The sequence below is a fragment of the Amycolatopsis mediterranei genome (assembly GCF_026017845.1).
Classification (GTDB): Bacteria; Actinomycetota; Actinomycetes; order Mycobacteriales; family Pseudonocardiaceae; genus Amycolatopsis; species Amycolatopsis mediterranei.
Window position 1 is genome coordinate 6,606,129 of sequence record NZ_CP100416.1, and the last position, 10,015, is coordinate 6,616,143.

A 10,015-nucleotide genomic window follows, 5' to 3' on the forward strand; every position below is an offset into this window, starting at 1 on the left:
CTCACTCAGACCCTAGCCCTCCGGCGTCCCGAGCTGCTAGCGTCTGCCTTAGTCAGTCAACTAACTAATTCGCAGGCCCAAGGAGCATCGTGACCACCACCGACACAGCAAGTCCGACTACCCGCTCCAGCTCAACCGGCGAGACCGGTGTGGCGCAGACCTACCACCTGTTCATCCACGCCGACGCGCAGGCCGTCTGGGAGGCCATCACCCGCCCCGAGCACAGCGCCCGATACCTGTTCGGAGCTCTGGTCGAGACCACCGGCCGGCCCGGATCCCCCTTCCGCTATCACTCGCCGGACCGTTCGCAGCTGTGGGGCGACGACACTGTCCTGGACGCCGATCCGCCTCACCGCCTCGTTATCACCTACCGCGGCCTCTACCACCCCGACCTGGCCGCCGAGCCACCCAGCCGGGTCACCTGGCTGATCGAGCCCGGCGAGGACGGTGTCACCCTGCTCACCGTTCGCCACGACCGGCTCGACGCCGCCCCGAAGACCGCCGCCCACGTCAGCGGGATCGGCTGGATGCGAGTCCTCAGCGGCCTGAAAACCGTCCTGGAGACCGGCGAGGGCATGACCGGTCCCCAATCCGGGCCCGAGGCGTGAGACCGGTGACCGGCCTCTCCGCCTACGGGCCCTGGGCCGTCATCACCGGAGCATCGTCCGGCATCGGCCGGGCCTTCGCCGAACGCTGCGCCGCCGGCGGATTGAACCTCGTCCTGGCCGCGCGTTCCACCGACCGGCTCGAAGACCTGGGCCGGGCGCTCACCCTCGCCCACCGGATCGAACACCGCGTCGTCACCGTCGACCTCAGCCGCGCGGACGGCGCAGCGGATCTCGTCGCCGCAGCCGCAGACGTGGATGTGGGCCTCCTGATCTCCAACGCCGGCAGCGGACGTCCCGGCCGGTTCCTCGACCAGGACCTGCCCGACCTCCACCGACGACTCACCCTCAACACCACCACCCACCTCGAACTGGCCCACGCCTTCGGCGGCCGGTTCGTCGAGCGCGGCCGCGGCGCCATGGTGCTGGTCTCGGCCCTCGGCGCGGTCCACGGACTGCCGAACATGGCCCACGACAGCGCCGCGAAATCCTATGTCCTCAACCTCGGTGAAGCCCTGCACCACGAACTCGGCCCCGCCGGCGTGCAAGTCACCGTCATGCTCCCCGGCAACGTCGACACCCCGATCATCGACAGGTTCGGCCTGGACCGGACCCGGCTCCCGATCCGTCCACTGCCGGTGACCACCGCCATCCGCCAGACCGTCCGCGCCCTGCTCGCCGGGCACACCACGATCGTGCCCGACCGGCGTCTACGCACGCTCACCCGACTCACCCCACGCCGGCTGTCCATCAAGATGAACGGCCGCATGCTCGGCCGCGCCGCCGACAACCTGGCCACGCGCCAAACCGACACCGCAAACCCACCACACCACTGACGTCCACACAGGACAGACTTCGGTGGCACATGGCCGCGGAAGAGACGACCTCCGTCCGGCACCTCACTCGAATTGATCGGGACCTGAGACCCGGATCCTTCCCGGTGGCAGGACGAGCACCGCGTAATCCCTCAGATTCTCGTAGAGGTCGGACGCTGCACCGTGTGCCGATCGGCCGCCTCCACGCCGTCCCGCCACGACTTCGTCGACGAAGTGCGCCACCTCGGCGGGCTCGGGCACGAGCGGTTCGCCGAACCGGGCCAGTGTCTCCGCGGGGTGCAGTTCGGTGTGTTCGAGAACCAGTTCCCAGCCGGACTCGGCCGACCAGATGAGCAGGAGATCGCGCTCGGGGTGCCGGGCGCACCGCCGGCTCAACGCCAGGTACGCGGCAGGCGGGTCGAATTCCCGGCCGAGACCGCCAGGGAGCACGCCGACCGCCGCGGAGACCGCCCGGAGGTAACCGGCCAAGCCGACCTCCCAAGACCGAGGTCCGCGTTGCAGCACCTGCTCCCTCTCCTTCGGGTCGCGGCCGAAACGGACGGACGACGGCGTGCACAGCACTGGGCACCATCGCCGCCCGGCCTCATGTCTCCGGGACCGCAGCCTCCCGCCCGCACCCGGTCGTCACGCGTCCGCCACTCCGGGTTCAGCGGCTCGGCTCAGCATGCCCGATCGCCGAGGAACCGAACCTGACGAATTCCTTGCGATTTCGGCCGGCCGTCGCGATGGCGGTACCCGGTAGTCGGCTGCGCGGCGACCGGCACCCGGCGAGCCCGATTGTGCCGATCATCCGGCGGTATTCACGAGTCTTCTCTCACGCAGGACGCCGCTACGCCTCGAACCCGGCAAGTGGGCGAACCTCGATCGGCACCCCGATCGCGGCGGTCACCCGGGCGGCCCACGCCACCGCGGCGTCGAGGTCCTCAGCCTCGATCAGGTAGAAGCCGCCGAGGTGCTCCTTGCCTTCCGCGAACGGTCCGTCGGTGTTCAGCACGTCGCCGCCGGACTCCCGCACCACTCGCGCGGCACCCGGTTCGCTCAGCCGGGCGCTGAAAAGCCACGCCCCGGTCGCTTTCAGATCCTTCTCGACTTCGCCGAGCAGTTGATGCGATCGATGCATCTGCTCCTCGGTGGGCTCTACACGAACTTCACCCTCGACGCTGTGCACGGACAACAAAAACTGAGCCATGACTCCACTCCTCCCGACGGACGGGTGCCGCCGCTCGCCCCTCATACGAACGAGTGTTGCCCGAATCGACAAATCAGCCAGACCATGACCACCACGCCCGACTGCTGCTCCCGCCACGCCCGACTCGGCCCGAGCGGCTGACCGGCTACTTGGGCGGGAAGGTGCGGGCGAACGCGGCGCCCCGGCCGACCCAGCGGCGGAGATCCTCCGCCTTCTCGAGACCGGGCGGGTCGACCAGCAGCCAGCCCTTCATCGGGCGCCCCGCCATGTCGGCCGGCCGCGCGCCGGGCTCGGCCAACGCGTCCTCGCCTTCGTCGGCGGGCAGCCGGACCATCAGAGCCTCGCCGGACACCCCGACGGCCATGTTGCCGTCGAGCAGGAACACCAGCCTGCCGAACATCTTCTTCTCGGCCCATCCCGGCTCGTCCTCCAACAGTGCACGGACCCGGTCCGCGAGTTCCTCGTCGTAGGCCATCGTCGTCCTTCCCACCACAACCACGACGACATCGTCCCGCGTTCGAGCTTCGAACAGAACTCAACATACGTCCGTTGGTTTCTGAGCAACAGTGTTGACTTCACGGGGGTGAGACCGCAACGCTGTAGGTCGTCGAGGAACGGGGTGGTTCACGATGTCTCAGGTCTCGCCGGACCCGGCCGCACGCCGGGCGGGGGTCAGCCGTCGCAGATTCCTGGAGGGAAGTGCCGCACTCCTGGGAACGCTCGCCCTGCCCGCCACGCTCCCATGCCCGGCCACGGCGGCCACGCTCGACGGCCTCGCCGCGCCGCCCAACGGCTTCCCCGAGTGGAACAACAACATCGGGATCTTCGAGCTCGGCACCGAACCACCGCACGCCACACTCATGCCCTACGCCGACCTGGGCGAAGCGCTGGCCGGCGACCGCACCCGTTCGCCCTACCGCTTCGACCTCGACGGCGAATGGAAGTTCCGGCACGCCGACCGGCCCGACGCGCGTGATCCCGGCTTCTACCGCGACGACGTCGACGACCGCTCCTGGGCCAGGATGCCCGTGCCGTCGAACTGGCAGCTGCACGGCTACGACTTCCCGATCTACGTCAACATCACCTACCCCTGGTGGGGCGCCAACGGACAGAACGAGAACGCCCAGCCGCCCTTCGCCCCGACGCGGTTCAACCCGGTCGGCCAGTACCGGCGGACCTTCCGCGTCCCGCAAGGCTGGCAGGGCAGGCGCACGTTCCTGCACTTCGAGGGCGTCAAGTCGGCGTTCTACGTGTGGATCAACGGCAAGCTGATCGGCTACCGCGAAGACTCCTACACCCCGAGCGAGTTCGACATCACCGAACATCTCCGGCCCGGAACCAACCAGATCGCCGTCGAGGTCTACCGCTTCCCCGACGGCGACTGGATGGAAGACCAGGACATGATCCGCCTCGCCGGCATCTTCCGGTCCGTCTACCTGTTCTCGACACCGACGGTGCACCTGCGCGACTTCCGCCTCGACACGCGGCTGCGCGACGGCTACACGAACGCCGACCTCGCCGTCACCGCCCACGTCCGCGACTACGGCGGGACGGACAAGCGCACCTACACCGTGGAGACCCAGCTCTACGACGCGGACCGGCGCCCGGTCTGGCCGCGGCCTCTGAGCCAGCAGGTGAACCTCGGCTCGGCCGCCGCCGGGCAGGACGTCACGGTGAGCGCGGCCCAAGGCGTACGCGCGCCGAAACTCTGGTCGGCGGAGCGGCCCGACCTCTACACGGCGGTGCTCGTGCTGCGCGACCCGGCCGGGAAGGTCGCCGAGACCCTCTCGGCACGCGTCGGCTTCCGCGAATTCGGGCTTGTCGACGGGCTGATGCGCATCAACGGGCAGCCGGTGACGCTGCGCGGCACCAACCGCCACGAGATGCACCCCGAGCACGGCGCCGCCCTCACCCGCGCCGACCTCGTCGAGGACATCGGGCTGATGAAGCGCCTCAACATCAACGCCGTCCGCACCTCCCACTACCCCAACAACCCCAACTGGTACGAGCTGGCCGACGAGTACGGCCTGTACGTCCTGGACGAAACCAACCTGGAGACGCACGGTGTCCGGGACCGCTACCCCGGTTCGAACCCGGACTGGACCGCCGCGGTCGTCGCCCGTGCCCAGCGGATGGTGCACCGCGACAAGAACCACCCGTCCGTGGTCATCTGGTCGCTGGGCAACGAAGCCGGCGCGGGCAGCAACTTCGTCGCCATGCGCGACTGGATCCGCTCCTACGACACGACACGGGTGATCCAGTACGAGGGCGACAACCGGCCCGAGGTCAGCGACATCCGCTCGCAGATGTACGAAAGCCCCTCGGGAATCAAGAAACGCGCGCTCGATACGTCCGACACCCGGCCGTACATCATGATCGAGTACGCCCACGCGATGGGAAACTCCAACGGCAACCTCAAGGAGTACTGGGACCTCATCCGCACGTACCCGATCCTGCAGGGCGGGTTCATCTGGGACTTCGTCGACCAGGGGCTGCACTGGCCCACCCCACCGCGCAAGCAGCTCGCCGAGACCGGGCCCGAAGCCCTGGCCGCCGAGCTCGCGCCCGCCGCGAAGTTCGACCGGGCGCACGGCGTCTCGGGCGGTGCGGTCTTCGCCTCCGCGGAAAGCCTGAACCTGACCGGTTCGCTGACGCTGGAGGCCTGGGTCACCCCGGCCGCGGTCGGCGGGCACCAGCCGATCGTCACCAGAGGCGACCACCAGTACTCGCTCAAACTGTCCGACGGCAACCTCGAGTTCTTCATCTACGCCGGCGGCTGGATCGCGGCCACCGCACCGGTGCCCGCGGACTGGACGGGGAAGGAGCACCACGTGGCCGGTGTCTTCGACGACGCGGCGAACACGCTCACGCTCTACCTCGACGGCAAGGCCCTGACCACCACCAGCACCGACCGCACGCCGGACAGCACCGCGGCGCAGCTCGCGCTCGGCACCGATGCCGAGAATCCCGCGCGCGTGTTCGGCGGGCACATCCGCGTCGCCCACGTGTACGCGCGAGGGCTCAGCGCCACCGAACTCGCGGAGACGACCCGCGACCCGAGTGATCCTGCCGTCCGGTTCTGGTTCGACGCGGCCACCGCGACCTACACCGAACAGCAACCCGCCGACCGGACCTTTCTCGCCTACGGCGGCGACTGGGGCGACAACCCCAACGACGGGAACTTCTGCGCCAACGGCATCGTCACCGCCGAACGCCGGCCGGGCGGGAAGGCCACCGAGGTCAAGCACGTCTACCAGTCGATCAACGTCTCCGCAGGCGCCGACGTCGTCTCGGGCCGGGTGACGATCACGAACGAGAACCTCTTCACCAACGTCAACTCCTACGACGGCAGCTGGGAACTCATGGCCGACGGCAAAGTCGTCCAGCGCGGGCAGCTCACCCGCGCCCAGCTCGACGTGCCACCCCGGTCGAGCAGGACGATCACGGTGCCGCTCCGCCGGCCGGTCCGCCTCGAGCCGGGAGCCGAGTACTTCCTTCGCCTGTCCTTCACCACCCGGACGCGCACGGCCTGGGCCGACCGCGGCTTCGAAGTGGCCAAACAGCAGGTGCCGGTCGACTTCGGCAGCCCCGCGGTGCAGCCGGTGCCACTCGCGCAGGTGCCGGCCGTGGTCGTCACAGACGCCGACAAGGCCATCACGGTCACCGGCGACGGGTTCACGGTGACCATCGCCAAGGACACCGGTCTGATCACCTCCTACGAGGCCCACGGCGTGCGGCTCGTGACGGCGGGGCCGACCCCGAACTTCTGGCGTGCACCCACCGACAACGACATCGGGAACGGACAGCCGAGCCGCAACGCGACCTGGCGCCACGCGGGCACCAACCGCCGAGTCACCGGCGTCACCGTGAAAACCCTCGCCGGCAAGGCCGCCGTCGTGACCGTCAGCGGCACCCTGCCGACGTCGGTCCCCTCGGCATACACCACCACGTACACGGTCTTCGGCAACGCCGAGATCAAAGTGGACAACACGCTCCACCCCGGTGCATCGACCCTGCCCTACATTCCCGAGATCGGAACGATCCTGCTCCTTCCCGGGGAGTTCGACACCATCGACTACTACGGCCGGGGACCCGACGAGAACCACTGGGACCGCAACACGGGCTCCGACGTGGGCTGGTACTCCTCGACGGTGGCCGCGCAGTGGACCGATTACATCCGTCCCCAGGAAAACGGCAACAAGACCGACGTACGCTGGGTCGCGCTGACCAACAAGCGTGGTATCGGGCTCCTCGCGAGCGGCGAGCCGCTGCTGGAGGCCAACGCGTCACACTTCACGCCGGAGGACCTGTCGGTCGGCGCGCGGCACGACTACCAGCTCACCCCCCGCCGGGACGTGGTACTGCGCCTCAACCACAAGCAGATGGGCGTCGGCGGCGACAACAGCTGGGGCGCGCACACCCACGACGAATATAAACTGTTCGCCAACCGCGACTACAGCTACACCTACCGGCTACGCCCCCTCACCAGGCGAGACCAGGCCATGACACTCACCCGCCGCCCCACGGCAACCTCGCCGTAGAGCGCGGTGCAACGCGCGCCGGGCCGCTGGCAGCGGCCCGGCGCGGAGAGCAATCCGGTCGTCATGCCGGCGGCGGGCCAGCTCTGCCCCGGCGTTGCCGCGAACTGCGCAGATCCTTACTCTAAGCAACAATTGGCAACAACAAACGTGTCACAGGCAGCTGACCGCCGCACGAGGCCTCGCCTTCCACAAGCGGTTCTCAGGACCGCGCCCGGCATCCCGCACCGACGAGCACGCCGCCGCCGACCAGGTTGCCAAGTCCGACCAGCACCAGGGCCTGATGCGGGCCCGGCACCGGCTGAGGCTCATACCCCGCGGCTGGACTTCCGGCACGGCTGGTGAGTCCTGATCCGGTTCGCCGGGCTTGCCCTGATCAGCTGGCTCGGCAACTATCCGGCGCAGGACGAGCACTCCGGCACCCCTCAGCGCACAGCCCTGTGAGCGTGCCGACGCCGCGACTACGGCAGGCAGCGCCGAGCGACGGAGCGAACCGGCCTCAGGCCCCGTTCGTGAAGATGGTCGTCGGATCCCGCTCGCAGTCCGGGTCGGTGAGCACCAGGACCTCGTCCCCGGATTCGAGTTCCAGATCCGCGCGCACCCGCAGGGGCCGGCCGTCACGGACTACCAGACTGATCCACATTTCGTCGCCGAGGTGCAGGTCTTTCACGGACTTGCCCACCGCCGGCGCCTCAGGTCCGACCCGCAGCCGCCGTGCTCCCCCGGGCTCTTCGCGCACCCGCACTCCCACGGCCCACGGCTGCGGCTCGACCTCCCGCATCCGCACCGCGCAGCGGGACGCCACCAGCGGCATCAGGCCGCCCTGCACCAGGACCGAGAACAGCACGACCACGAAAATGACCTCGTAGACGAGCACATCCTGCGCCTGGTCGGCGGCCAGGATGTACGTGCCGAGCAGGATCGGCACGGCTCCCTTGAGCCCGGACCAGAGCACGAACACCTTCTCGCCCCGCGGCATCCGGGTGCGCAGCAGCAACGGCCCGACGACGAGCGGCCGCACGACGAAGGTGAGGACCACGGCCAGTACCAGCCCGATCCACCAGGCGTCGGTGGTCACCAGCGCCGACACCGACACGGTCAGACCCAGCACCACGAACGCCACGATCTCGGCCAGGCTGGCCAGCGAGGAGTGAAACCGCTCGATCTCCCGCTTGAACGGCGCCGCCACATCACCGACGAGCACCCCCGCCACGAAGACCGCCAGGAAACCCGACCCATGTGCGACCGTCGCGGCGCCGTAGAGCAGGAACGAAAGCGCCAGCGTCCGCAGCGGGTAAAGCCCTTCGGACGGCATCCCGACCCGGCGAAGCAGCCATCGCAACCCCCATCCGCCGGCCAGCCCGACCGCCGCGCCGATGCCCATTTCCCCGGCGAACTGCCCCAGCACGTCAGCCGACGCCCCGCCGAACCCGTCACCCGGCGCGATGGTCAGCAGGCTCAGGAGCAACGCGATCCCGACCGGGTCGTTCGCGCCGGATTCACCCTGGATGATCGTGCCCGCCCGGCCGGTGACCTCCCGGTTGCCGAGCACGGAGAACACCACCGCCGGATCGGTGGGCGCCAGCGCGGCACCCAGCAGCAGCGCCACCAGCCACGGCAGACCGAACAGCAGGTGCGCCGCACACGCCAGCAGCCCCGCGGTGAGGAAGGTTCCGAGCACACCGACCGACAGCACGGTCCCGAGCACGTCGCGCAACCGGCGGGCCCCGATCGCCATCCCGCCGTCGAACAGGATCACCACCAGCGCGACGGTGACGACGTCCTCCACCGCGCCGAGCGACACCTGCCGCAGCGAGGGCACCAGATCCGACGCCACCGCAGCGGCGACCAGGAAGAACGCCGGCGCCGGAACCCGCAGCCGGGCGCTGACCCGGTTGGACAGCAACGCCAGCGTGACGACCACGGCCACGACCACGAGCGTCAATCCGAACGACTCGATGCGGTCCACATCGCCTCCTTCCCCACACAGGTCTTCACGCCTTCGGTGTTCCCGCAACCCCGGGCGCCACACCCCGGCGTTCGACACCGGGTGGCCTTGATCGCCGGTCCCCTCGTCGGCCGCCACCTGACGATCGTCTTGCATTTCGTCGTGAGCGCGCTTGGCGCCACCTGAGCGGGTAGTCGGCACGGTGTACAGCCGTCACGAAAATACCCACCCGCGCCGGATCCGCCGCGGTCGAGAGAGAAGCTACCAGTGCCACACGCGAAGATTTTTCGCCTTTCGGCGTTGTTCCCTGCCTCGGCGGGCGCGGTCCTGCTGGCGGCTTGCGGGGATGACGCCGCGCCCGCGGCGAGCACTTCGAGCTTGCCGTCACCCGCGCCTGCGGCACTGTCCTCGACGGCCACCACCGCCACCTCGGGCTCGACCGGTCCGGCAGCCTCATCGGCATCGGTTTCCACCGCGCCAACGAACGACGGCCCGTGCAAGGCCGGTGACGTCACCCTCGCCCTCGGCAAGAGCGGCGCGGCCGCGGGCTCGGTGTACCGGCCGCTCCTTGATCACCAACGCCGGCACCAGGTCGGCGAGGCAGCGTACCGCCAAGGGACCGAGGGCGCTCCCGTGAAGCTCGCGCCGGGACAGACCGCCGCCGCCGACATCCAGTTCGTGAACGTGCACAACCACGACGCCGCCGGCTGCCGGCCGACTTCGGTGCGCGGCCTAGACACGGGCAAGCCGCCCTCCGGCACGACGCCGGTCGGCCATGACATGAACGGACAACAGTTTCCCGGAGCAACGATTGTTGCGCGCGCGACGGGGTAGGCGCTGTCACAGGAGGCACCGATGACGGGATTCATCTCCCCGAAACCAAGGGACGCAGCCTCGAA

8 protein-coding genes are annotated in these 10,015 nt (G+C 69.3%); 4 read left to right on the forward strand and 4 right to left on the reverse strand.

What is annotated here, in order from left to right:
- The first annotated feature begins 89 nt into the window (after positions 1 to 89).
- A complete protein-coding gene (locus ISP_RS29175; protein WP_230468422.1) occupies positions 90 to 608 on the forward strand; it encodes an SRPBCC domain-containing protein in 519 nt (172 codons plus the stop codon).
- A gap of 5 nt (positions 609 to 613) precedes the next feature.
- The gene (locus ISP_RS29180) at positions 614 to 1,441 is read left to right on the forward strand and encodes an SDR family NAD(P)-dependent oxidoreductase (protein ID WP_013227519.1); all 828 of its coding nucleotides are present in this window, start codon (positions 614 to 616) and stop codon (positions 1,439 to 1,441) included.
- Between the two features lie 63 nt (positions 1,442 to 1,504).
- Here the strand turns inward: ISP_RS29180 and ISP_RS29185 are convergent, their stop codons facing one another.
- The 3 genes from ISP_RS29185 to ISP_RS29195 form a co-directional block, all read right to left on the reverse strand.
- Positions 1,505 to 1,909, reverse strand: coding sequence for a DUF6292 family protein (locus tag ISP_RS29185; protein ID WP_014467321.1), 405 nt, complete (start codon positions 1,907 to 1,909; stop codon positions 1,505 to 1,507).
- A 361-nt stretch (positions 1,910 to 2,270) separates the two neighbouring features.
- Positions 2,271 to 2,630, reverse strand: a complete 360-nt coding sequence (locus tag ISP_RS29190) for a YciI family protein (RefSeq protein ID WP_230468423.1) — start codon at positions 2,628 to 2,630, stop codon at positions 2,271 to 2,273.
- A 145-nt stretch (positions 2,631 to 2,775) separates the two neighbouring features.
- Complete coding sequence (locus ISP_RS29195) at positions 2,776 to 3,129, reverse strand: TfoX/Sxy family protein (RefSeq protein ID WP_230468424.1); 354 nt, start codon at positions 3,127 to 3,129, stop codon at positions 2,776 to 2,778.
- A 130-nt stretch (positions 3,130 to 3,259) separates the two neighbouring features.
- Between ISP_RS29195 and ISP_RS29200 the strand changes: the two genes are divergently transcribed.
- On the forward strand, positions 3,260 to 7,171 hold the full coding sequence (locus tag ISP_RS29200; protein WP_013227523.1) for a glycoside hydrolase family 2 TIM barrel-domain containing protein: 3,912 nt from the start codon (positions 3,260 to 3,262) through the stop codon (positions 7,169 to 7,171).
- 496 nt (positions 7,172 to 7,667) lie between these two features.
- Here ISP_RS29200 and ISP_RS29205 read toward each other — a convergent pair whose 3' ends face one another.
- Positions 7,668 to 9,137 carry a cation:proton antiporter domain-containing protein gene (locus ISP_RS29205; RefSeq protein ID WP_013227524.1) on the reverse strand — a complete coding sequence of 490 codons (1,470 nt, stop codon included), beginning with the start codon at positions 9,135 to 9,137 and terminating at the stop codon, positions 7,668 to 7,670.
- A 612-nt stretch (positions 9,138 to 9,749) separates the two neighbouring features.
- On the opposite strand from ISP_RS29205, the gene ISP_RS48350 reads away from it, so the two are divergent.
- Positions 9,750 to 9,950, forward strand: coding sequence for a DUF4232 domain-containing protein (locus ISP_RS48350; protein WP_378250902.1), 201 nt, complete (start codon positions 9,750 to 9,752; stop codon positions 9,948 to 9,950).
- Positions 9,951 to 10,015: the final 65 nt, after the last annotated feature.